Source organism: Streptomyces sp. NPDC001714, assembly GCF_042892755.1.
GTDB lineage: Bacteria > Actinomycetota > Actinomycetes > Streptomycetales > Streptomycetaceae > Streptomyces.
Genome location: NZ_JBIAUL010000002.1, coordinates 149,846 through 172,821 on the forward strand (window position 1 = coordinate 149,846; position 22,976 = coordinate 172,821).

Sequence of the window (22,976 nt, forward strand, 5' to 3'; positions counted from 1 at the left end):
GCTGCCGGACCGCAGCGGATTTCGCCGGACGCCTTTACGTCCCGATCACCTGGAGCGCCCCCCACAGTGCCACCACCGCCGCACACAGCGCGGTCGGCACGGCGAGCAGCCCCAGCCGGGTGAACTCCCCGAGGTCCACCCCGTGATCGTGCTGGTGCACGATCCTGCGCCACAGCAGCGTCGCGAGCGACCCGGCGTAGGTGAGGTTCGGGCCGATGTTCACCCCGAGCAGCACCGCCAGCACCGCGCCCGGCCCGGCCGGCGCGGCCAGCGGCAGCAGCACCAGCACCGCCGGCAGGTTGTTGACGATGTTCGCGAGGACGGCGGCGAGCGCGGCGACGCCGAGCAGCGCCGGCAGCCCGGTCCCGCCCGGCAGCACCTGCCCGAGCGCGTCCGCGAGCCCGTTGTCGACGACCGCCCGCACCACGATCCCGAGCGCCAGCACGAACGCCAGGAACGCGGGCGCGGCCGCCTTCACCACGGTGAGCGGAGTCGCCCGCCGCCGTACCAGCGCCCGCCCGGCCAGTACCAGCGCACCCGCGCACGCCGCCCACGCCGGGTCGATGCCGACCGCCGAGGTGAGCACGAACCCGGCGAGCGTGCAGGCCACCGTCACCAGCGCGAACAGCGGCAGCCGGGGCGGCTCGCCGGGGTCCTGGGAGCCCGGGGCCGCCGAGGACAGGTCACGGGCGAAGAACCGCCGGAACACCAGGTACTCGGCGCCGATCGCCACCAGCCAGGGCAGCACCATCAGTGCCGCGAACCGGGTGAAGCTCAGCCCGCTGGCCGCGAACGCCAGCAGGTTCGTCAGGTTGGACACCGGCAGCAGCAGTGAGGCGGTGTTGGACAGGTGCGTACAGGCGTAGACGTGCGGTTTCGCCCGCACCCCGGACCGGGCCGCCGTCGCGAACACCACCGGCGTCAGCAGCACCACCGTCGCGTCCAGGCTGAGCACGGCCGTGATCACCGACGCCAGCGCGAACACCGCGGTCAGCAGCCGCACCGGCCGCCCGCCCGACCACCGGGCCATCCATGCCCCGCAGGCCTGGAACAGGCCCTCCACGTCGCAGAAGTGGGCCAGTACCAGGACCGCGGCGAGGAATCCGACCACCGGCCCCAGCTGCTCGGCCTCCGCCCGCGCGTGGTCGAGGGAGATCGCCCCGGTGGCGACGACGAGCCCCGCCGCCGGTACGGCGAGCACCGCCTCCGGCCAGCCGCGCGGCCGGATCACGGCCCAGGCCAGGACGGCGGCGAGCAGGAGGACGGACAGCGTCTCGGCGAGCGGGGTGTTCAGAGCGTGTTCCTCGGAGGCGTGATCAAGTACGGCCCGTCCATGAAAGCAGATGAAAGCAGACGGACCCGGTCACGAGGACGGGGTGCCCGCCGCGCCCAGGAACTCCCCCCAGCCGCCCGTGGGCTCCTGGCCCGGGTTCAGCGTGCGCAGCGTCCGCAGCACCGCGGGGTCCTGCGCCTCCAGCCACGCCACCAGCTGCTTGAAGGACACGAAGCGCACGTCGTCGTACTGGGCCATCCGGCCGATCGCCTCCTCGACGGCGTCCATGTAGATGCCGCCGTTCCAGCGCTCGAAGTGGTTGCCTATGAAGAACGGCGCCCGGTTGGTGGTGTACGCCCGCTCGAAGCCCGCCACGTAGCTGTCTCGGGCCTGGGTGCGCCACGCGTCGTACTGGGACTTGTCGCCCAGCGGATTGCCGGCCGACTGGTTGTACATCATGTTGTAGTCCATCGACAGGACCTGGAAGGAGTGCCCGGGGAACGGTATGGACTGCAGGGGGAAGTCCCAGATGCGGTTGCCCTGCACCTTGCCCGGCCAGATCTGCAGGCCGCCGGGGGAGGAGGCGTCGTACTTCCAGCCGAGCGCGGCCGCGGTCGGCAGCAGGTTGGCCTGGCCCTCCAGGCACGGGGTGCGGCCGCCGATCAGCTCCTTGCGGTAGTCGAAGGGCAGCGGCTCCAGGTCGGTGAAGCCGGTGTTCGTCTTCCACTTGGTGACGAAGTCCATGGCCTGGTCGATCTCGCTGCGCCACTCGGCCGGGGACCAGTTGCGCACGCCGTCGCTGCCGCAGAAGTGCCCGTTGAAGTGGGTGCCGATCTCGTGGCCCTCCAGCCAGGCCGCGCGCACCTGCTGGAGCGTGTTGTGGATGTGCCCGTCGGAGAGGTAGCCGATCGCGGAGGCGCCGACAGGGTGCTGCGGGGGACGGTAGAGGTCCTTCTTCGACTCGGGCAGGGTGTAGATGCCGGAGAGGAAGAACGTCATCTTCGCGCCGTGGTCCGCGGCCACCTTGCGGAAGCGGGAGAACAGCTTGTTGCTGAGCTCGCCCGCGCCGTCCCAGGAGAACACCACGAACTGCGGCGGCTTGGTGCCGGGTGCCATCCGGGTCGCCTTCGGCTGGTGGGGCTGCGCGCCGGTGTCGGCGGTGGAGCCGTCGCCGATGAGCTTCAGCGGCTTGGCCGGCGCGCCGCCGTCGGTGCCGCCGTCCTTGACGCCGTCGGCCGAACTGCTGCCGCCCAGCGTCCAGTTGCCGTTCGAGCACGCGGAGAGGGCGCCGAGGGCCCCCGCCGTCGCGCCCGCCGTCAGCACCCGCCTGCGAGAGATGCCGCTCATGTCCGTCCCCGATTCCGTCGTCCCGGCCCCTCGCGGAGCCCCGCTGCTGTGTGGTCGACGGGTTCGATGGGCGGTCCGGCGAAAAAGATCGGAGTCGGCTGTGCGTGTTGCACGCCTGTGACAGTTGTGGCCCGGGCATGACGAACCCCGCTGCCCGGGGGAGTGGGCAGCGGGGTCCGGTCAGGGGACGGTCAGACGCCGGTACCGGCGCTGAACACGTTCAGGCGCACCGAGGAGGCGTTCCCGGACACCGGGACCGCGCCGTTCTTCCAGGTGACCTTGAGCGAGTCCTTCTCGTCGGGCGGGGTGACGAGCAGCGCGGCCGGCGTCGCCGTCTTCGCGCCGCTGATCTCCGGGTTGGAGAAGGTCAGACCCGCCCAGGCGCTCTGGCCCGGCTTGAGCGTGACCGTCGCGGCGGTGCTGCCGGACTCGCGCTGCGGGTCGGGGCCGAGCTGGGTGCCGGCGGCGTTCACGAAGGCGGCGCCCGGGTAGCCGCGCACGGTGCAGGTGCGGCCCGACTTGTTGGTGAGCACGATCGGGAAGTTCTCCTGACCGGCCCCCGGGTTGTTGCTGCCCACCGAGGCGGTCAGCTCCGAGGTGTGGCAGCGGGCGCCGCCGGCGGTGGTGTTGCCGGTCGTGGTGCCCCCGGTCGACGAACCGCCGCCCGTCGCCGAACCTCCGGTCTGCGCCGCCGACGAGGATCCGGTGCCGGAAGGGACGGCGGAGGTGCCCGAGCCGTCCGTGCTCGACGCGTTTCCGGTCGCGGGTGCCGCCGTGCCCGACACCGACTCCGGGGACTTGCCCTGACCGCCGTTGCCGCAGGCGGTCAGCAGGCCCAGGGCGGCGACCGTGCTCGCGAGCAGGGCCGCCCCGCGCCGCAAGGACTGGGACGAGTGCGCCATGTGTCTCACCACTCCTGGATGTGTCGTGGCACGTCCGAAGGCGTGCCGGAGGCGCTCCGTGCGCCGTCACTCCCATCCGATGCGAGAAACGGCGGAAAAGTTCGGGGGCACGCCGGGATTCCCCGAGTCAGGTGACCCGAAGGGACCGGAGTATGCCGTCCGTGGCGGACTTGTCGACGGCGCCCTTCTGCCGCACCTGCACATACACCTGGGGTTGGCTGTCCCCGCCGGCCGGGCGCAGGGCCGCCTCCTGGATCGAGCCGCCCGCGCCGGAACAGCCGCTCCAGCTCCGGACGCGGCCCTTCCAGTCGGTGCCGGTGAAGGCGCGGCTGCCGTCGTAGTGGCAGCCGGAGTGGGAGAGGGCGTTCACCTTGGCGGTGACGTCCCCGTGCTCGCTCACGCCGATGAAGACGCCGTTGACCGCGGTCGTCAGGTCCTGCCACTCCGCCACGTCGTCGGCGACCTCCAGTCCCGGCTCGTGCCCGGAGGCCAGCCCCAGGGCCTGCGGGTTCCAGCCGGAGTTCCGCAGTTCGCCCGCCCACCCGGACGGCACCTGGGCCACCACCCGCCCGGTGGAGTCGGCGACCCGCGTCTCGTCGCCCGCCGACCCGTTCCGGTCGATCATCGTGACCGCGAGCGCCGTCCCCCCGGCCGCGAGGACCGCGGCGACGGTCAGCGTGACCGCGTTGAGCCGCCTGCGGACACCGTCCAGACGCCGGGGCCGGCGTGCCGCCACGGCCGCCGCCAGCCGGTCCAGCTCGTCCGCGAAGGCCTGTGCGGACGGCCAGCGCCGCTGCCGGTCCGGCTCCAGGGCCCGCATCAGCGCCCGCTGCACGTCCTCCCCGAGGTCGGGCCGCAGCCGCTCCGGCCGGATCACCCTCCCGGGCGCCGCCGGCACCGTCCCGGTGACCAGTTCGTAGCCGACCGCGCCCAGCGCGTAGACGTCGGCGCGGGCGTCGATGCCCTCGCCGGGCTCGGCCTGCTCCGGCGGCTGGTACCCCGCCGAACCGGCGGCCAGGGTCAGCCCCGACGCCTGTGCCAGGCTCTTCGCCAGTCCCAGGTCGGCGAGCAGCACCCGCCGGGTGCCGTCCTGCGCGGTGCGCAGCAGCACGTTGGTCGGCTTGATGTCCCGGTGCACGATCCCCGCCCCGTGCAGGTCCGCCGCGCCGCGCGCCGCCAGCGCGGTCAGCCGCAGCGCGTCGGGGATCGGGAGCGGGCCGCCGCCCAGCAGGTCGGCGAGGGTGCCCGCGTCGGCGTACTCCATCACGAAGTACGGCCGCCCGTCCGGGAGTTCGCCGATGTCGTAGACCTGCACCACCCGCTTCGAGTCGGCCCGCCGCAGCAGCCGCGCCTCGGACAGGAAGCGGTCGTGGATGTCGAGGCGATGGGACCAGTTGTCGGCGAGCACCTTCACCGCGACCGGGGCGTCCAGCTGGTCGTCGTGGGCGAGCCAGACCGTCCCGAAGGCACCGGTGCCCAGGCGCTGTTCGAGGCGATAGCGGCCGATCCGCTCCAGGGGTTGCATACGACTATCATGCCTGTCCTGAGATCGACTTCGAGGGGGACCTCCCGTGCCGGACGCCGCGCTGACCGAAGACCTCGCCCGGCGGGCCGCCGCCGGCGACCAGGTGGCCCTGAACCGGCTGCTGTCCGAGGTCTGGCCCGACGTCGTCCGTCGCTGCGGGCGGTTCCTGCCGTGCCGGGAGGACGCCGAGGAGGCGGCCCAGGACGTGCTGCTCCAGATCTCCCGGAAGATCTCCACGTTCGAGGGCCGCAGCCGCTTCAGCACCTGGCTGTACACGGTCGTCGCCAACTGCTCCCGGCAGAAGTACCGGGACCTCAAGCGGCGGGCGGCGGAGCAGCCGGCGACCATCGAACCCACCGAGCACGTCGACCCGCGTACGACGAGCGTGATCGCCGGGTCCCGGATCGATCTGCTGGAGGCGCTGGACCGGCTGGAGCGGGAGCATCCGCAGCTGGTCGCGCCGCTCGTCTACCGGGACATCTGCCAGCTGGACTACGCCGAGGTCGCCGAGCGGGTGGGGATCCCGCTGGGCACCCTGAAGTCCCGGCTGCACGAGGCCCGCAAGCAGGTCCGGCCCTGGCTGAGCGCGCCGTGACGGCCACGAGGGTCCCGAGGAGGGTCCCGTGACAGCAGAACGGGCCGCACATCGGCGGCCCGGAGGAAACACAGGGCGAGGAGTTCTTCTCCTTGCCCTTCTTAACGTATAGCGCACCGGGGGGCTTGCGGCAAGGCCCCCCACGTCCCGCAGAATCGCAGGCCGAAGCCAGGAACCGCGGTATTTGGGGGATGCGCGACATGCGTGTGCTGTTGATGGGATATGGGTCGCGCGGCGACGTCGAACCGCTGGCGGGACTCGCCGTGGCGCTGCGGGAGCTCGGCGCCGAGGCGCGGGTGTGCGCCCCGCCGGACGAGGAGTTCGCGGAGCTGCTGGCCCGTGCGGGCGTACCGCACGTGCCGTTCGGGCCGTCGGTGCGCGCGCTGGTGACCCGGCCGAATCCGTCACCTCAGGACGCGTTCAAGCTCGCGCCCGAGCTGGTGGCCGCGCACTTCGACACGGTCGCCCCGGCGGCCGAGGGATGCGACGTGCTGGTGGCGAGCGGCCTGATGCCGGCCGGCGCGCGGTCGGTGGCCGAGAAGCTGGGCATCCGCTACGTGCTGGCCTGCTACCACACCGCCGGGCTGCCGTCCTCGCGCTTCCCGCCGGCGGGCCGGCCGGGCCGCCCGGCCCCGGCCGACGCCGACCTGCCGACGCTGTGGAAGGTGGACGCCGAGCGGGTGAACGCCCTGTACGGGGAGGCGCTCAACACCCACCGGGCCGCGCTCGGCCTGTCCCCGGTGGACAACGTCCGTGACCACGTCCTCACCGACCGGCCGTGGCTGGCGGCCGACCCGGGGCTGGCCCCGTGGCAGGAGATGACGGATCTCGACCTCGTCCAGACCGGTGCGTGGCTGCTGCCGGACGCACGCCCGCTGCCGGCCGACCTGGTGGCGTTCCTGGAGGCCGGCGCGCCGCCGGTGTACGTCGGCTTCGGCAGCATGGCCATGCGCGGTGCGCCGGACACCGCCCGGGTGGCCGTCGAGGCGGTGCGCGCCCAGGGCCGTCGCGTGCTGGTCGGCCGGGGCTGGGCGGACCTCGCCCCGGTCACCGACGGCGAGGACTGGTTCGCCGTCGGCGAGGCCAACCACCAGGCGCTGTTCCGCCGGGTCGCCGCCGTCGTCCACCACGGGGGCGCGGGCACCACGACGACGGCCGCCGTGGCCGGTGTGCCCCAGGTGGTCGTCCCCCAGCTCGTGGACCAGCCGCACTGGGCCGCCCGGGTGGCCGCACTGGGCATCGGCGCGGCCCACGACGGTCCGGTGCCGACCGTCGACTCGCTCTCGGCCGCGCTCGCGACCGCCCTCACCCCCGATACCCGCGCCCGTGCGGCCGCCGTGGCCGGCACGATGCGCACCGACGGGGCGACCGTGGCCGCGCGGCTGCTTCTCGAGGGCGCCTGAGCGGTACAGACGGCCACCGTGGCGCCCGCGCACGGGCGCGGGCCCGTGCCGAGGTGCTGCCCCGCCGCGTGCGCGCGACCGCCACGACGGCCCCGCAGTCCCTCACACCGCAACCCGCCACCAACCCTGGACGACGGTCGCCGTCCCCCCGTGTTCGCCTGTTCGTCCCGTCCCTCCGGACGCCCTGCCGTATGCGCCCGCGGCCTTACGGCCTCCCCACGGAGCTGATGCTTTGAACCCCCTGACCACCAGCGCCTTCGACCTGCCCGAACGGCTCTCCGCCAAGGCCGACCCGGCCCTGATCGCCGACGACGAGCGGCACCTGGCCGCGATCGCCGAGTGCCTGGCACAGTCGATCGCCGAGCTGTCCGACCGCCTCGACGCCGAACTCAGGGCGCCGGGCGGCACCGGCAGGGCCGCGATGGACCGGGACATCGAGGTCCACCGGCTGACCGGACGGCTGCGGACCCTGCGCCGCTTCGGCCTCGACCTCTGCCTGGGCCGCATCGTCGGCGTGGACGACCCCGAGCCCGTGTACATCGGCCGCCTCGGTCTCACCGACAGCACGGGCCGCCGGCTGCTGATCGACTGGCGGTCGCCCGCCGCCGAGCCCTTCTTCGCGGCGACCCACGCCGACCCGGCGGGGCTGCGCAGCCGCCGCAGGTACCGCTGGACGGACGGCCGGATCAGCGACTACTGGGACGAGGTGTTCACCGCCGACGGGCTCGACGGGCACGCCGCGCTCGACGACCAGTCCGCGTTCATCGCCAGCCTGGGCGCCGACCGGTCGGAGCGGATGCGGGACGTGCTCGCCACCATCCAGGCCGACCAGGACGCGATCATCCGCGCGGGTTCCCGCGGCGCCCTCGTCGTCGACGGTGGCCCGGGCACCGGCAAGACGGTGGTCGCCCTGCACCGCACCGCCCACCTCCTGTACTCCGACCCGCGTCTCGGCCACCGCCGGGGCGGGGTGCTGTTCGTCGGCCCGCACCGGCCCTACCTGAACTACGTCTCCGACGTCCTCCCGAGCCTCGGTGAGGAGGGCGTGCAGACCTGCGTCCTGCGGGACCTCGTCGACGAGGGGGCCGCCGCTGCCGTCGAGACCGACCCGGAGGCGGCCCGGCTGAAGTCCGCCGCGGACATGGTGCGGGCGGTGGAGACGGCCGTCCGGTTCTACGAGGAGCCCCCGGCCCAGGGGATGACGGTCACCACCGACTGGGGCGACCTGCGGCTCACCGCCGAGGACTGGGCCGACGCGTTCCGGGCACCGGCTCCCGGTACCCCGCACAACGAGGCACGCGACCAGATCTGGGAGGAACTGGCCGCCATCCTGCTGGACAAGTACCGCGGCGACGACGTGGCGCCCGAGGAGTTCCGCAGGTCGCTGCGGCAGGACCGGGACCTGGTCGACACCCTCGACCGCGCCTGGCCGCTGCTGGAGCCGACCGACCTGGTCGGGGACCTCTGGTCGGTCCCCGCCTACCTGCGGCTGTGCGCCCCCTGGCTCGGCCGGGACGACGTCCGCAGGCTGCAGCGCGCCGACGCCCAGGCCTGGACGGTGTCCGACCTGCCGCTCCTGGACGCGGCCCGGCAGCGGCTCGGCGACCCGGAGGCGGCCCGGCGCAAGCGGCGGCAGGAGGCCGTGCTCGCCGCCCAGCGCGAGCGCATGGCCCAGGTCGTCGACAACCTGATCGGGGCCGCCGCCGACTCCGGCGCCGACGGCGACGACGGCGAGGGCCTGGTGAGGATGCTCCGCGGCGAGGACGCCAAGGTCAGCCTGGTCGACGAGTCCGAACTGGCCGTCCTCGCCCCCGACCTGCTGGCCGGCCCGTTCGCGCACATCGTCGTCGACGAGGCCCAGGAACTCACCGACGCGGAGTGGCAGATGCTGCTGCTGCGCTGCCCGTCCCGGAGCTTCACCATCGTCGGGGACCGCGCCCAGGCCCGGCACGGGTTCACGGAGACCTGGCAGGAACGTCTGACCCGGGTCGGGTTCGACCGGATCGAACTGGCCTCGCTCAGCATCAACTACCGCACCCCGGAAGAGGTCATGGCGGAGGCCGAGCCGGTCATCCGGGCCGTGCTCCCGGACGCCAACGTGCCGACCTCGATCCGCGGCGGCGGCCTGCCCGTGGTCCACGCATCGGTGTCCGAGCGGGACGAGATCCTCGGCACCTGGCTCGCCGCCCACGCCGAGGGCGTCGCCTGCGTGATCGGCGACCCCCGCTTCACACCGACGCCCCGGGTCGCCTCGCTCACTCCCGAACTGTCGAAGGGGCTCGAATTCGACCTGGTCGTCCTCGTCGACCCGGCGGACTTCGGCAGGGGCGTGACGGGCGGTGTCGACCGCTACGTCGCGATGACCCGCGCGACCCGGCAGCTGGTGGTCCTGACGAGCGACTGAGCGGGTCCGGTGACGTCCGCCGCGGTTCGCCAGCGCCCGGAAGGGGCGCTGGGGGTGCCCCCGGCCGACGGCTGGGGGAGGAACTGCGCGACCAGCCACGACGGCGCGGCAGTCGGCGAACGACATATCGCTGCAGCCGCCCCGGGGGTCAGGCCACGCCGAGTTCGGTCGCCGCACGCACGGCGAACCAGACCTCGGTGAAGGCGGCCGTCGTCGACAGGTCCCGGCCGGTCACCTCGCCGAAGCGGCGCAGCCGGTAGGCGAGGGTGTTGGGGTGGATGTGCAGGGCCGCGGCGGCGTCCTCGGTACGGCGGTCGCGTTCCATCCAGGTGCGGACGGAGACCAGCAGCTGCGACCCGTGCGCCTCGTCGTAGCGCAGTACCTCGCCGAGGACCTGCTCGACGAGCGCCGACAGCAGCCGGCGGTCCTCGGGCAGCCAGCGTCCGGTGGCGTCCTCGCCGTAGTGGAGGAGCGGCTTGCCCGCCTCCTCCGCGCGGCCTGCCGCCCATTCCGCCTCCTGCAGGGCGACCCGCAGCGGCTCGCCGACGGTGACGGGCCGGCTCACCCCGCACACCGCGCCCGGCAGGTCGGCGAGGGCCTCGGTGAAGCCCGGTTCGGCCAGGACCAGCCGGTCCTCGCCGCGGCGCAGGGTGAGGTGCGGGTGGTCGGACAGGGCGCCGTCCAGCTGCTCGTCCTGGGTGCGCCGGAGCACCGCGAGGACGACGGGCCGCAGGGTGTCCAGGCCGTGGTGGGCCAGTCGGCGCTGGGCGCCGGCCGGGTCGAGGGTGTCCTGGAGCATCTCGGCGAGGGTCTCCGCCCCCTCCCGCCGCAGCACCTCGCGCTCCTGGCGCACCATGGCCAGCCGCAGGGCGGCGACGGTCGCCAGGTGCTGGACGACGGCCAGCCCGGCCGGGCGGGCGCCGGCCTGTTCCAGCGCGACCAGGTAGCCGGCCGCGCCGCCCGGGCCGAGGACGGGAAGAACGAAGCCGCCGGGCACGGTCGGCGGGGCGTCCGGGTCCGCCGGGAGCACTGAGAGGTCCTCCGGCGCCGGGACGCCGGGCAGCAGCGGCCGCCCCTGCGGGGTGCACAGGAAGATGCGGTAGCCGCTGAGCTGCTCCAGGCGGTCGAAGAGCGCGGGGATGTCGAGGTTCTCCTCGGCCATCCAGCGCAGCGCGCCGAAGACCTGGAGCTGGGCGCCGAGCCGTTCGGCGGACTTCTCGCTGACCGCCGCGGCGACCTCCTGGGCGATGGTGACGAAGGGTACGGTGAGCGGCACCTCGAGGACCGGGAAGCCGCGCTCCTCGGCTGCGGCGAGGAACGCCTGCCGCAGCGGCGGGGTCCGCAGCTGGGTGCTGAGCACCAGCGCCGCGACGCCCGCGTCGTCCAGCCGCTCCAGATAGCGCCGCTGCGCCTCGCCGCCACGCGGCACGGCGAGGCCCACGGTCATGAGGACCTCCGAGCCCTGGAGCCACGGCGTGGGGTCCTCCAGTTCGCTGACGTGCGCCCAGGAGACCGTGCGGCCCAGGCCGCCGCCGCCCGCGAGCAGGCGCATCTGCAGCGCCGGGAACGACAGCAGGTCGCCGACGGTGAGCACGGAACGCGGCGTGGCTTTGTGGTCAGACACAAGTCCACTGTAGTTCTTCGTTCCGTCAACAATTGACCCTGTCGGTCGGCCGTCCGCACACTGAGGCATCCCCCGCTACCGGAACCACCAGCTCCGGTCCTGGGTCCGCCCACCCGGCGGTGTACGCCCAAGGCTCGACAGGAAGGTGCCCCATGACGACCGAGCCCCGTGGACCCGTGGACTCCTCCCGGATCCCCCGCTACGCGGGACCCGCGACCTTCGCCCGGCTGCCGCGCCTCGACGAGGTGCCCCGCGCGGACATCGCCGTCGTCGGCGTGCCCTTCGACACCGGTGTCTCCTACCGGCCCGGCGCCCGGTTCGCCCCGGCCGCCGTGCGCGAGGCGTCCCGGCTGCTGCGCCCGTACCACCCGGCCCTGGACGTGTCCCCGTTCGCGACGGCCCAGGTCGCCGACGCCGGTGACATCCCGGTGAACCCCTTCGACATCAACGAGGCGATCGAGACCGTCGAGCACGAGGCCTCCCGCCTCCAGTCCGACGGCACGAAGCTGGTGACCATCGGCGGCGACCACACCATCGCGCTGCCCCTGCTGCGCGCGGTCGCCAAGCGCCACGGACCCGTCGCCGTCCTCCACTTCGACGCCCACCTCGACACCTGGGACACCTACTTCGGCGCCGAGTACACCCACGGCACCCCGTTCCGGCGCGCCGTCGAGGAGGGCATCGTCGACACCGAGGCGCTCAGCCACGTCGGCACCCGCGGCCCCCTGTACGGCAAGCGGGACCTGGAGGAGGACCGCCGGCTCGGCTTCGGCATCGTCACCTCCTCCGACGTGCTGCGCCGCGGCGTCGACGAGACGGTGGACGCGCTGCGGCAGCGCATCGGCGACCGGCCGCTGTACGTCTCCGTCGACATCGACGTCCTCGACCCCGCCCACGCCCCCGGCACCGGAACCCCGGAGGCCGGCGGCATGACCTCGCGTGAGCTGCTGGAGATCCTGCGCGGCCTCGCCGGGCTCAACCTCGTCGGCGGCGACGTCGTCGAGGTGGCCCCCGCCTACGACCACGCCGACATCACCTCCGTCGCCGCGTCGCACGTCGCCTACGACCTGATCAGCCTGTTCACCCTGGACTCCGACGGCCCTCGCGAGGAGCAGACATGACCACCAGCCCCCAAGCGGAGCAGCACGACGCCCCGTCGCTGACCGAGATCGAGACGTACGGGGTGGAGCGCATCCCGGACGCCGACCGCACCGCCCGTCCCCTCGACCTGTTCCGGGTCGCCTTCGGTGGCGCGAACACCTTCGCCACCTGTGTCCTCGGCGCCTTCCCGATCCTGTTCGGGCTCTCCTTCTGGCAGGGCCTGGCGGCCACCGGCCTCGGGCTCGCCGTCGGCGCGCTGATCCTCGCGCCGCTCGCCGTGTTCGGCCCGCTGAACGGCACCAACAACTCGGTCTCCTCCTCCGCCCACCTGGGCGTGCACGGCCGGGTCGTCGGCTCCTTCCTCTCCCTGCTGACCGCGGTCGCGTTCTTCTCGATCTCCGTGTGGTCCTCCGGCGACGCCCTGGTCGGCGGCGCGCACCGGATGTTCCGCCTGCCGACCAACGAGGGCGTGTACGCGCTGGCGTACGGGCTGTTCGCCGCGCTGGTGCTGACGGTGTGCATCTACGGCTTCCGGTTCATGCTCTTCGTGAACAAGATCGCGGTGGCCGCCGCCTCCGTGCTCTTCGTCCTCGGTCTCTTCGCCTTCGGGGGCGACTTCGACCCCGGCTACCAGGGCAGCTTCCACTCGCTGAGCACCCCCGGCTTCTGGCCGGCGTTCATCGGCTCCGCGCTGATCGTGCTCTCCAACCCGGTCTCCTTCGGGGCCTTCCTCGGCGACTGGGCGCGCTACATCCCCGCCGACACCCCGCGCCGCCGGGTCATGGGCGCGGCCTTCCTCTCCCAGATCGCGACGATCCTGCCGTTCTTCTTCGGCCTCGCGACCGCCTCGATCATCGCCGCGAAGGCCGGGAACTTCCTCGACCCGAACGCCCCGGACTACGTCGGCGGCCTGCTGGCCGTCTCGCCGTCCTGGTACTTCCTGCCGGTCTGCCTGCTCGCACTGATCGGCGGCATGTCCACCGGCACCACCTCGCTCTACGGCACCGGCCTCGACTTCGCCAGCGTCTTCCCGAGGTTCAGCCGGGTGCAGGCCACCGTGTTCATCGGCGTCCTGTCGATCTCCTTCATCTTCGTCGGCCGGTTCGCCGCCAACCTGACCCAGTCCATCTCGACCTTCGCGACGCTGATCATCGTCTGCACCGCGCCGTGGATGGTCATCATGACCCTGGGTTTCCTCACCCGCCGCGGCTGGTACGACCCCGACTCGCTGCAGGTCTTCAACCGCCGCCAGCGGGGCGGACGTTACTGGTTCACGCACGGCTGGAACTGGCGCGGCATGGCCGCCTGGCTGGCCGCCGCCCTGCTCGCGGTCCAGTTCGTCAACCTCCCCGGCCAGTTCGTCGGCGCCCTGGGCGACCTCGCGGGCGGTGTGGACATCTCCCTGCCCGTCGGACTGGGTCTCGCCGCGATCCTCTACCTGGCCCTGCTGTGGCTCTTCCCCGAACCCCGCGCCGTCTTCGGTCCCGAGGGCCCGCGCCTGGTGCGCGCCGTGGACACCCCGGTGCCGCCGATCACCGCCGCCGACGGCGCCCCCGTCGCCGTCCCCGAGCCTGCGGAGGTGTGAGCGGGATGCGCCTGATCGACCTGTCCGTGCCGCTGCGCACCGGCATGCCGGTCTACCCCGGCGACCCCGAGGTGGACATCAGGCCCGCGCTCACCGCGGCCCAGGACGGCGTCAACGTCCTTCAGGTGCACATGGGTTCGCAGTCCGGCACGCACGTGGACGCCCCCTCCCACATCGAGGACGGCCTGCCCGCGCTTGACCAGCTGCCCCTGGACCGTTTCGACGGCCCCGCGCACGTCGTCGACGCCCGGGGCCTTCCGCCCCGGGCGGCCATCGGGGCGGACCTGCTCGCCCGCGTCCCGGCGGGCCGCATCGTGCTGATCGCCACCGGCTGGTCCGCGCACTGGGGCACCGACGCCTACCACGACCACCCCTACCTGACCGAGGAAGCGGCCGCCCTCCTCGTCGCCCGCGGTGTGTACACCGTCGGCATCGACGCCCTCAGTGTCGACCCGACCCCCGGCGAGACCCTGCCCGCCCACCGCATCCTGTGCGGCGCCGAGGCCGTCATCGCCGAGAATCTCACCAGCCTCGCCGAGGTCCTCGACGCCCAGCACACCGGCCACGACGTCCACGTCAGCCTCTTCCCCCTGCACCTGCCCGGCGCGGACGGCGCACCCGTCCGCGCCGTGGCCCGGATCTCGGAGCCGAAGCCTTGAGCAACGACCACGACACCGCCCTCGCCGCGGCGGACGCCCTGATCGCCGCGTTCGCCGAGGGCCGCACCGACGACTACTTCGCCGCCTTCGCGGCAGACGCCACGTTCGTCTTCCACACCACCGGCCGGCGGCTGGAATCCACCCAGGAGTACCGCGACCTGTGGCAGCGGTGGAGCGAGGAGGACGGCTTCCGCGTCCTGTCCTGCGACTCGGACGACCGCCGCCTCCAGCTCTTCGGCGACACGGCCGTGTTCACCCACGCGGTGACCACCCGTGTCTCCACCACGGCCGGCGAGGAGGTCCTCCACGAACGCGAGACCATCGTCCTCCACCGCGCCGACGGCGAGGACTGGCGGGCGGTCCACGAGCACCTGTCCGCCGCGACCGAATGAAGCCTGCGGTTCTGCAGCGCGCCCCCTGAGGGGCGCTGGGGGTACCCCCGGCCGAAGGCTGGGGGAGGAACTGCGCGACCAGCCACGACGGCGCCGCAGACGACCACGACACGGCACCCCCCAGCGGAGCACTCAGCCGAACTCGTCCTCGAAGAGGGAAAGCTCCGCCCAGATCGTCTTGCCCTCCGCGGTGTGCCTGGTGCCCCACCGCTGCGTCAGCTGGGCCACCAGCAGAAGGCCGCGGCCGCCCTCGTCCCAGGTCTTGGCCCGGCGCAGGTGCGGGGCCGTGTGGCTGGTGTCGGAGACCTCGCAGATCAGGGTGGCCGTGTCGTGGATCAGACGGAGCCCGATGGGGTGGGCGCCGTAGCGGATGGCGTTGGTGACCAGCTCGCTGACCACCAGCTCAGCGGTGAAGGCGGCCATGCTCAGGTTCCACACGTCGAGCTGCTCCACCACCTGCTTGCGGATCGGAGCCACCAGGGCGGGGTCGACGGGGATGTCCCAGGACGCCACCCGGGTCGACGGCAGGCTCTGGGTGCGGGCCAGCAGCAGGGCCACGTCGTCGGCCGCGCCGCCCGACGGCAGCAGGGCGTGCAGGATCCGGTCGCAGGTCTCGTCGAGGGAGTCGCTGTACGCCGCCAGCGCCTCGTGGAGGAGCCGGCGGCCGGTGTCCGGGTCCCGGTGCCGGGAGGTGATGAGCCCGTCCGTGAACATCGCCAGCACCGTGCCCTCGGGCAGCGTCACCTCCGCCGACTCGAACGGCAGCCCGCCCAGGCCCAGTGGCGGACCGGCGGGCAGCTCCAGCAGATGGGGACGGTGGCCCGGGCGCAGCACGACGGGCGGCGGGTGCCCGGCGCGGGCCAGTGTGCAGCGCCGCGACACCGGGTCGTAGACGGCGTACAGGCAGGTCGCGCCGACCTCGCCGGGGCTGCCCTCGCCGCCCTGCTCCTCCGAGAGCCGGAGCACCAGGTCGTCGAGGTGGGTCAGCAGCTCGTCCGGGGCCAGGTCGATGTCGGCCAGGGTGCGCACGGCGGTCCGCAGCCGGCCCATGGTCGCCGAGGCCTGCACACCGTGGCCGACGACGTCCCCGACGACCATGGCGACCCGCAGCCCGGACAGCGGGATCACGTCGAACCAGTCGCCGCCCACCCCGGTCCGTGCCGCCGGCAGATAGCGGGAGGCGGCCTGCAGGGCGGCGGTGCGCGGAAGCGTCCGGGGCAGCAGACTGCGCTGCAGGGCCAGGGCGGTCTCGCGCTCGCGCGAGTACCGGCGGGCGTTGTCGATGCAGACGGCGGCCCGCGCCGTGATCTCCTCGGCGAGGAGCACGTCGTCCGGACCGAACGGGTCGAGCCGCCGGTGCCGTCTGAACACCGCGACCCCCAGGGTGGTGCCGCGGGCCTGGATCGGCACCGACATCGAGGAGTGCACGCCGAACTCGCGGACCCGCTCCCCACGGGCCTTGTTCCAGGACAGCCACTGGTCCAGCGCCCCGGCCGCCACCGAGGCCACGATCGTGTGCCCCGCGGTCAGTGAGTCGGCCTGCGGCGAGGAGGCCGGGTAGACCTCGGACTGCCCGGGCTTGAGGACCGCCTCGGGGACGCCGGGGAGCACGGACTGGTGCGCGATGCGGCGCAGGGTGACCGGCGAGCTGAGCCGGGCCGGCAGGTCGCCGCCGTCCTCCGGCGGGTCCAGCAGGTCGACGGTGACGAGGTCGGCGAGTGCCGGGACGCAGACGTCCGCCAGCTCCTGGGCCGTTCGGATGACGTCGAGGGTGCTGCCGATCCGCACGCTCGCCGCGTTGACCAGCTGGAGCCGCTCCCGGGCCAGGTAGTTCTCGGTGAAGTCGTGGGCGGCCAGACTCACGCCCCGCACCCGCCCGGCGGCGTCGGTGACCGGCGCCATCCGGGCCAGCCAGGCGTGCGCCCGGTCCTCGCCGCCGGTCCGCATATGGGTCTGGACGTCCAGCGCCCGGCCCGAGGCCAGCACCCGGAGCATGTTCCGCTCCAGGTCCGCGCTCTCCGGCTTGCCGCCGATCTCGGTGACCCTGAGCCCCTGGACCCGCTCCTCGGCCAGCCCGATGACCTCGGCCATCGCGTCGTTCATCCGGCGCAGCCTGAGCTGGTCGTCGTAGACCGCGATGGCGCACGGTGACTGCGTCAGCGCGGCCGTCGCCAGCGGATCGCCCGGAGTGCGCGGTCCGCCGCCGTCCAGCGGGGAGACCACCAGCCAGTGGCCGGGCCGTTCGTCGTGTGCCGGGTTGTGGTGGGCGAGCAGCCAGACCGGGATCGTCCGGCCGTCCCGGTGGCGGAGCCCCAGGGTGCCGTCCCAGCGGGCGCCGACGGGCGCGCGCGGTGCGACGTCCCCGGCGAGCAGCAGCGCCGCGGACCTGCCCACGACCTCCTCGGCAGGGTGGCCGAGGAGCCGTCGCGCACCCTCGCTCCACTCGGTCAGTGTGCCGTCCTCGTCGATGACAGCCCGGGCCGTCGCCGCCTCGTCGAAGGGATAGACCCGGCTCATCTCGCCACTCCCAAGCGCACACTCACAGTCAACAGGTGCACCACTCGTGTTCAGGGTAGTGCTTCGGACCCTCCCACGACCGGCAAGCGGCGGCGGCCGGTCGGTCGGGGCCGGGGTCTGTCCGGGGTGCCGAACGGGGATTGGCCGATGGGACGAAAGGGGCGGCCGGAGGTTTCCGGACCCTTGACGGACACAAGTGCCACCCCGTCAGAATCTGTTTGTTCACGATCAGTTGTGAGTAGTTCTGGGCCCTGATGAGGGAGAGCCGCACCATGACGGTCACACGCAGATCGGTTCTGGCAGCCGCCACGGCAGCCCCGACGGCCGGCGTCCTGCTGGGCGCCCCGGGCGCCGGTACGTCCTCGCAGGTCACCGGCCGCCACACGGTCGCCCTGCGGGACGGCTGGCGGTTCGCGCTGGTCAACCCGGGCGGGATCACCGACCCGACCGGCGCCTACGCGGACGCCGCCGACCCCGGGTACGACGACTCGGCCTGGCGGCAGGTCGCCGTACCGCACGACTGGAGCATCGAGCAGACCCCCACCACCGACCACGGCACCACCAGCGGCACCGGCTTCTTCCCGGGCGGCCTCGGCTGGTACCGGCTCGCCTTCACTTTGCCGCCCGGCTACGCCGGCAAGCGCATCGCGGTGGAGTTCGACGGCGTCTACATGGACTCGTATGTGTTCTGCAACGGCACCCAGGCCGGCCGTCACCCCTACGGCTACACCGGCTTCGCCTTCGACCTCACCGACCTGCTGCACACCGACGGCAGCACCGAGAACGTCCTCGCGGTCAAGGTGCAGAACCAGCTGCCCAGCAGCCGCTGGTACTCGGGCAGCGGCATCTACCGCGAGGCCCGCCTGGTGGTCACCGACCCCGTGCACGTGGCGCGCTGGGGGACGTACGTCACCACCCCGGACATCACCGCCGGGCGGGCGGTGGTGCGGGTGCGCACGGCGGTCGTCGACGAGTCCGGCGCGGGAGCGGACGTGACGGTGCTGTCCCGGATCGCCGACCCCGACGGCCGCACGGTCGCCCGCACCTCCTCCACGGTCACCGTGACCGGCTCCGGCGGGACCACCGCGACCCATGAACTGACCGTTGAGCAACCGAAGTTGTGGACCATCGAGGCCCCGCACCGCTACACCCTGCACACCGAACTCCGGGTCGGAGGCACCACCACCGACACCTACCGCACGGTCTTCGGTGTCCGCAGCTACCGCTTCGACCCCGACGAGGGCTTCTCCCTCAACGGGGTGTCCACCAAGATCAAGGGCGTCGACCTCCACCACGACCAGGGCGCCCTCGGCGCGGCGATCAGCGCCGACGCGGTGCGCAGGCAGATGACCATCATGAAGTCGATGGGCGTCAACGCCTTCCGCACCTCGCACAACCCGCCCTCGCCGCAGATGATCGAGGTCTGCGAGGAACTGGGCATCGTGATGATGGTGGAGGCCTTCGACTGCTGGAGGACCGGCAAGACCACGTACGACTACGGCCGGTTCTTCGACGAGTGGTGCGAGGCCGACGCCACCGAGATGGTCCTCGCCGCCCGCAACTCGCCCGCCGTCGTCCTGTGGTCCATCGGCAACGAGATCCCCGACTCCACCTCCACCGCCGGCCTCGCCATGGCCGACCGGATCATCGCCGTCATCAAGGCCGCCGATGACACCCGCCCGGTCGTGATCGGTTCGAACAAGTACCACGGCGTACCGGCCAAGGGTTCCGCCGCCGACCTCATGCTCGCCAGACTCGACGGACTGGGCCTGAACTACAACACGGCCAAGTCGGTGGACGCCCTGCACGCCGCCTACCCGCACCTGTTCCTCTTCGAGTCGGAGTCCTCCTCGGAGACCTCGACCCGCGGCACGTACCAGGAGCCGGAGCACCTCAACACCGGGGAGAACCACACCCCCGGCCGCCGCGCGACCTCCTCCTACGACAACAACCTGGCCTCCTGGACGATGAGCGGCGAGTACGGCCACAAGAAGGACCGGGACCGGAAGTGGTTCGCGGGCCAGTTCCTGTGGTCGGGCATCGACTACATCGGCGAGCCGACGCCGTACGACGTGTTCCCGGTGAAGTCGTCCTTCTTCGGCGCGGTCGACACGGCCGGTTTCCCGAAGGACATGTACCACCTCTTCCGCAGCCAGTGGGTGAGCGAGCCGATGGTGCATCTGCTGCCGATGAGCTGGAACCACGAGGAGGGGGAGACGGTCGAGGTGTGGGCGTACGCCAACGTGTCCTCCGTCGAGCTGTTCCTGAACGGAACGTCCCTGGGGGTGCGGGAGTTCGACACCAAGAAGACCACCGACGGCCGCACCTACCTGGAGACCACCGAGGCCACCGGCGACGACAAGACCTTCACCACCGGCCCCTACCCGGGCAGTTACACCAGCCCCAACGGCAGCGCGGGCAAACTGCACCTGACCTGGAAAGTGCCCTACCGGCCGGGCGAGTTGAAGGCGGTGGCCCGGCGCGACGGCAAGGTGGTCGCGACCGACGTCCTGCGCACCGCCGGCGCTCCGCACGCCGTCCGTCTCACCCCTGACCGCACCTCCCTGGCCGCCGACGGGCGTTCGCTGGTCTTCGTCACCGCCGAGATCGTCGACGCGCACGGCGTGCTGGTGCCCGACGCCGAGCACCTCATCTCCTTCGCCGTGACCGGAGGTTCGCTCGCCGGGCTCGACAACGGCCGCGAGGAGAGCGCCGAACGCTACCAGGCCGTCACCCGGACCGCCTTCCACGGCAAGGCACTCGCCGTCGTGCGCTCCGGCACGAAGCCCGGGGGCCTCAAGGTGACCGCCCGGGTGGACGGCCTGCGCAAGGGCGCCGTCACCGTGCACACCACCCCCGCCCGGACCGTGGCGAGCACCCCCGCCCCCGCCTTCGGCCCGGACCACCCGGCCCCGCCCGACTACCCGCACGCGGACGCCAGTTACTCCGGCCGTCCGGACACCCTCCCGGCCGCCGTGCTCGACGGCGACCCGGCCACCGGCTGGTCCAACGCCTTCGCCAAGTCGGCCACCGCCCTGCTGCCCGCGTTCGGCGGCGCCAGGACCGCGGACTGGGTGTCGGTCGACCACGGGCGCACCCGCACCTTCGACCGGGTGGAGGTCTCCTTCACCGTGGACGCCACCCACGCCCTCCCGGCGTCGGTCGAGGTGGCCGTCTGGGACGGCACGGCGTACCGGGCGGTGCAGGACACGGCGGTGGACTGGGCGACAGCCTCGGACACCCCGACCGTCATCACGTTCACCGCGGCACGCGGCTCCCGGATCCGGTTGTCGCTGACCAGCGCCCACCCGGGGAAGACCTCCGGCGCGGTACGGATCAGCCGCCTCGACACCTGAGGCGGTGTGTGACCTCGGCTAGGCCGCGTCGTGGAAGACCAGTCCCAGGGTGCGGCGGCGGCCGGAGCGGACCGTGCTCACACCGTGCCGCATCGCCCCGGCCGACCAGCCGCGCCTGGTGCGCACCGGGTGGTCGCGGGTGGTGAACACCAACCCGTGGCCCTGCCTCAGGGGCGTCGCGGTACCCCGGGACTGGGCGCGCGGGCGCTGTTCGACCATCAGGAACTCGCCGCCCGTGTAGTCCTCGCCGTACACGTCCAGCGCGACGACCACCTGGAGCGGGAAGACCAGGTCGCCGAAGACGTCCCGGTGCAGGGCGTTCCAGTCGCCGGGGCCGTAGCTCAGCAGGATCTGGGCGGAGCGGTCCTGGCCGGCCGCGTGGCAGCGCTCCAGCCACTCGTCCAGCGAGTCGGGCCAGGGGGCCGGGCGGTCCAGGCGGGCCGCCCAGTCCCGGGCGACGGGCAGCAGCCGCGGATAGAGCGCGGTGCGCAGCGCGGCCACCGCCGCGGGCAGCTGGTGGGTGAAGTAGCGGTACTCGCCGGAGCCGAACCGGTGCCGGGCGAGGTCGACCGTGGTGCGGAACAGCTCCGGCTTCTCGTACAGAGCGGCCAGTTCGCGGCACTCCGCCGGGGTGAGCAGGGGAGCGGTCGGGGCGCTGTCGAGCTCGTCAAGACCGGCGGCCACCGCCGCCCAGTCGGTGCCGGCCACGCGCCCGCGGGCCTCGGTGCGGGTGAGAGTCATGGCGGCTCCTTCCTCGTTCCTCTTTCCTCGACGTCGTCCTCAGCCGAGCATCGGCTGCAGCGCGCCCTCGTGCGTGAGCAGCCGTACCTTGTTCTCGACCCCGCCCGCGTACCCGCGCATCGAGCCGTCGGCTCCGATCACGCGATGGCAGGGCCGGACCAGCAGCAGGGGGTTGGCGCCGACCGCCGCGCCCACCGCCCTGATCTCGGTGCGGGGCACACCCAGCCGTGCGGTCAGTTCGCCGTACGTCGTCGTGGTGCCGTACGGGATGTCGTCGAGCGCCCGCCACACCCGCTGCTGGAACTCCGTGCCCCGGGCGGCGCAGGGCAGGTCGAACCGGGTGCCCCGGCCGCCGAAGTAGGCGTCCAGCTGACGCACGGCCTCGGCGAACGGGCGGTCGGCGTGGACGGCCTCGGCGTGGCGCCGCCCCGGCAGGGACAGTGACGTGAGGACGAAACCGTCGGCCGACTCCGCGCCGGTCAGGCGCAGCTCGCCGAGCGGGCTGTCGTACCCGGTGTACACGTCCATCGGACTTCCTCACTCTCGGGAGACCCCGCGGGATCCCATGTGGTCGTGACACCGAGTCTGTCGCCGCGGCGCCCCGCTGACCGGCGGAAAACGGACATGGCTCTCAGGCTCCGTAGGTACCGTGGTGGGTCCGTCTTGACCTGCGGGTATTTACGGTGGAGTACCCGCGCGGTACCGTGAAGGGCATGCCAGCTCTCAACGTGGAGTTCAGCGACCGCGAACTTGAGGACCTCAGGCAGATAGCCAAGGAGCGCGGTACGTCGATGAAGGCCCTCGTCCGTGAGGCGGCCGCCGCCGACATCGCCCGGCACCGGGCCCTGCAGGAAGGGGCGGAGGAGTTCCGCCGTTTCTTCGCGGCCCACGCCGCCGAGTTCGCCGCGGCGTTCCCGGACGACGAACAGCCGCCCGCGAAGGGCGAGGCCGCCTGACCCATGTCGCCGGTCATCCACATCGACGTGCCCTGGCTGCTCCAGCGCCACGAGGAAGTCATGCCGGAGCAGCCCACCATCAACGACTTCTCCGCGCTGGTCGCCGCCGTCGCCCGGCACCGGGTCGACCCGCCGCGGCTCGGCGTGGACTCCGATGCCGCCTGGCGGGCCGCGGCCCTGCTGCACACCCTCGCTCTGCTCAAGCCGTTGCCCTCGGCCAACGCCCGGTTCGCCTGCGCGACCGCCGTGGCCTACATGTACGTCAGCGATGTCGGCATCGACCCGCCCTACGGCGCCCTCGTCGACCTCGCCCGGGACCTGATGAGCGGTAAGGCCGACGTCTACGCCGCGGCGGACCGGCTCCGTTCCTGGCAGCTCTGACACCTGCCCGGACGTGCAGGGAGAGCCGCCCCCGCGGCCCTCGGGGCCGCCGGCCGAGGGCGGGAGGAACGGGGCCGGCGGCCTGTTTCGCGTGGAAGAGCCGCCGTTCCGCGCGGGGCCTCGTGAGGAGGGCCGGTCATCAGTGGACCACCCGTGCGGGCGGGCCGGGAGCGTGCGCGCGGGTCCGGCGCGGGCGTACGGTTCACACGGGGTGC

The 22,976-nt window shown here is 73.1% G+C and carries 18 protein-coding genes; 10 read left to right on the plus strand and 8 right to left on the minus strand.

Translation table 11 applies throughout. From position 1 onward, the window contains the following. Positions 1–34: 34 nt before the first annotated feature. The 4 genes from ACFY0P_RS05290 to ACFY0P_RS05305 all read right to left on the minus strand — a co-directional run bounded on the left by ACFY0P_RS05290 (position 35) and on the right by ACFY0P_RS05305 (position 5,047). Positions 35–1,294 carry an arsenic transporter gene (locus tag ACFY0P_RS05290; RefSeq protein ID WP_388908815.1) on the minus strand — a complete coding sequence of 420 codons (1,260 nt, stop codon included), beginning with the start codon at positions 1,292–1,294 and terminating at the stop codon, positions 35–37. A gap of 69 nt (positions 1,295–1,363) precedes the next feature. Next, positions 1,364–2,620, minus strand: a complete 1,257-nt coding sequence (locus ACFY0P_RS05295; RefSeq protein WP_388907598.1) for a hypothetical protein — start codon at positions 2,618–2,620, stop codon at positions 1,364–1,366. A gap of 191 nt (positions 2,621–2,811) precedes the next feature. After that, complete coding sequence (locus ACFY0P_RS05300; RefSeq protein WP_388907599.1) at positions 2,812–3,522, minus strand: DUF4232 domain-containing protein; 711 nt, start codon at positions 3,520–3,522, stop codon at positions 2,812–2,814. Between the two features lie 127 nt (positions 3,523–3,649). Beyond that, on the minus strand, positions 3,650–5,047 hold the full coding sequence (locus tag ACFY0P_RS05305; protein WP_388907600.1) for a serine/threonine-protein kinase: 1,398 nt from the start codon (positions 5,045–5,047) through the stop codon (positions 3,650–3,652). A gap of 46 nt (positions 5,048–5,093) precedes the next feature. On the opposite strand from ACFY0P_RS05305, the gene ACFY0P_RS05310 reads away from it, so the two are divergent. The 3 genes from ACFY0P_RS05310 (at position 5,094) to helR (ending at position 9,449) form a co-directional block, all read left to right on the plus strand. Then, positions 5,094–5,642 carry an RNA polymerase sigma factor gene (locus tag ACFY0P_RS05310; RefSeq protein WP_388907601.1) on the plus strand — a complete coding sequence of 183 codons (549 nt, stop codon included), beginning with the start codon at positions 5,094–5,096 and terminating at the stop codon, positions 5,640–5,642. A gap of 200 nt (positions 5,643–5,842) precedes the next feature. Further along, complete coding sequence (locus tag ACFY0P_RS05315; protein ID WP_388907602.1) at positions 5,843–7,045, plus strand: glycosyltransferase; 1,203 nt, start codon at positions 5,843–5,845, stop codon at positions 7,043–7,045. Between the two features lie 232 nt (positions 7,046–7,277). Then, a complete protein-coding gene (gene helR, locus ACFY0P_RS05320) occupies positions 7,278–9,449 on the plus strand; it encodes an RNA polymerase recycling motor ATPase HelR (RefSeq protein WP_388907603.1) in 2,172 nt (723 codons plus the stop codon). A 148-nt stretch (positions 9,450–9,597) separates the two neighbouring features. Here the strand turns inward: helR and ACFY0P_RS05325 are convergent, their stop codons facing one another. Continuing rightward, positions 9,598–11,073 (minus strand): PucR family transcriptional regulator, encoded by a 1,476-nt coding sequence (locus ACFY0P_RS05325; RefSeq protein WP_388907604.1) that lies wholly within the window; start codon positions 11,071–11,073, stop codon positions 9,598–9,600. A gap of 152 nt (positions 11,074–11,225) precedes the next feature. Between ACFY0P_RS05325 and speB the strand changes: the two genes are divergently transcribed. From speB to ACFY0P_RS05345, 4 genes are read left to right on the plus strand one after another with little or no spacing between them, the layout of a single operon-like run. Further along, complete coding sequence (speB, locus tag ACFY0P_RS05330) at positions 11,226–12,194, plus strand: agmatinase (protein ID WP_388907605.1); 969 nt, start codon at positions 11,226–11,228, stop codon at positions 12,192–12,194. Then, positions 12,191–13,759, plus strand: a complete 1,569-nt coding sequence (locus ACFY0P_RS05335) for a purine-cytosine permease family protein (RefSeq protein ID WP_388907606.1) — start codon at positions 12,191–12,193, stop codon at positions 13,757–13,759. The genes speB and ACFY0P_RS05335 overlap by 4 nt, the downstream gene beginning before the upstream one ends. A gap of 5 nt (positions 13,760–13,764) precedes the next feature. Further along, the gene (locus ACFY0P_RS05340; protein ID WP_388907607.1) at positions 13,765–14,418 is read left to right on the plus strand and encodes a cyclase family protein; all 654 of its coding nucleotides are present in this window, start codon (positions 13,765–13,767) and stop codon (positions 14,416–14,418) included. Continuing rightward, positions 14,415–14,810, plus strand: coding sequence for a nuclear transport factor 2 family protein (locus ACFY0P_RS05345; protein WP_388907608.1), 396 nt, complete (start codon positions 14,415–14,417; stop codon positions 14,808–14,810). Before ACFY0P_RS05340 ends, ACFY0P_RS05345 begins: the two co-directional genes overlap by 4 nt. A gap of 132 nt (positions 14,811–14,942) precedes the next feature. On the opposite strand, the gene ACFY0P_RS05350 is transcribed toward ACFY0P_RS05345, so the two are convergent. Continuing rightward, positions 14,943–17,327: a SpoIIE family protein phosphatase gene (locus ACFY0P_RS05350; protein WP_388907609.1), complete on the minus strand. Its 2,385-nt coding sequence runs from the start codon at positions 17,325–17,327 to the stop codon at positions 14,943–14,945. Between the two features lie 272 nt (positions 17,328–17,599). Here ACFY0P_RS05350 and ACFY0P_RS05355 point away from each other — a divergent pair, with 272 nt between their 5' ends. Continuing rightward, positions 17,600–20,683 (plus strand): glycoside hydrolase family 2 TIM barrel-domain containing protein, encoded by a 3,084-nt coding sequence (locus ACFY0P_RS05355; RefSeq protein WP_388907610.1) that lies wholly within the window; start codon positions 17,600–17,602, stop codon positions 20,681–20,683. Positions 20,684–20,701: 18 nt separating this feature from the next. On the opposite strand, the gene ACFY0P_RS05360 is transcribed toward ACFY0P_RS05355, so the two are convergent. Continuing rightward, entirely contained in the window at positions 20,702–21,424 is a 723-nt protein-coding gene (locus ACFY0P_RS05360) for a 2OG-Fe(II) oxygenase (protein WP_388907611.1), read from the minus strand. A gap of 39 nt (positions 21,425–21,463) precedes the next feature. Continuing rightward, positions 21,464–21,952, minus strand: coding sequence for a methylated-DNA--[protein]-cysteine S-methyltransferase (locus ACFY0P_RS05365; protein WP_388907612.1), 489 nt, complete (start codon positions 21,950–21,952; stop codon positions 21,464–21,466). 185 nt (positions 21,953–22,137) lie between these two features. On the opposite strand from ACFY0P_RS05365, the gene ACFY0P_RS05370 reads away from it, so the two are divergent. Together ACFY0P_RS05370 and ACFY0P_RS05375 are read left to right on the plus strand one after the other, a co-directional pair. After that, on the plus strand, positions 22,138–22,380 hold the full coding sequence (locus ACFY0P_RS05370; protein WP_351486516.1) for a hypothetical protein: 243 nt from the start codon (positions 22,138–22,140) through the stop codon (positions 22,378–22,380). A gap of 3 nt (positions 22,381–22,383) precedes the next feature. Then, positions 22,384–22,761, plus strand: coding sequence for a toxin Doc (locus ACFY0P_RS05375; RefSeq protein ID WP_388907613.1), 378 nt, complete (start codon positions 22,384–22,386; stop codon positions 22,759–22,761). Positions 22,762–22,976 lie beyond the last annotated feature (215 nt).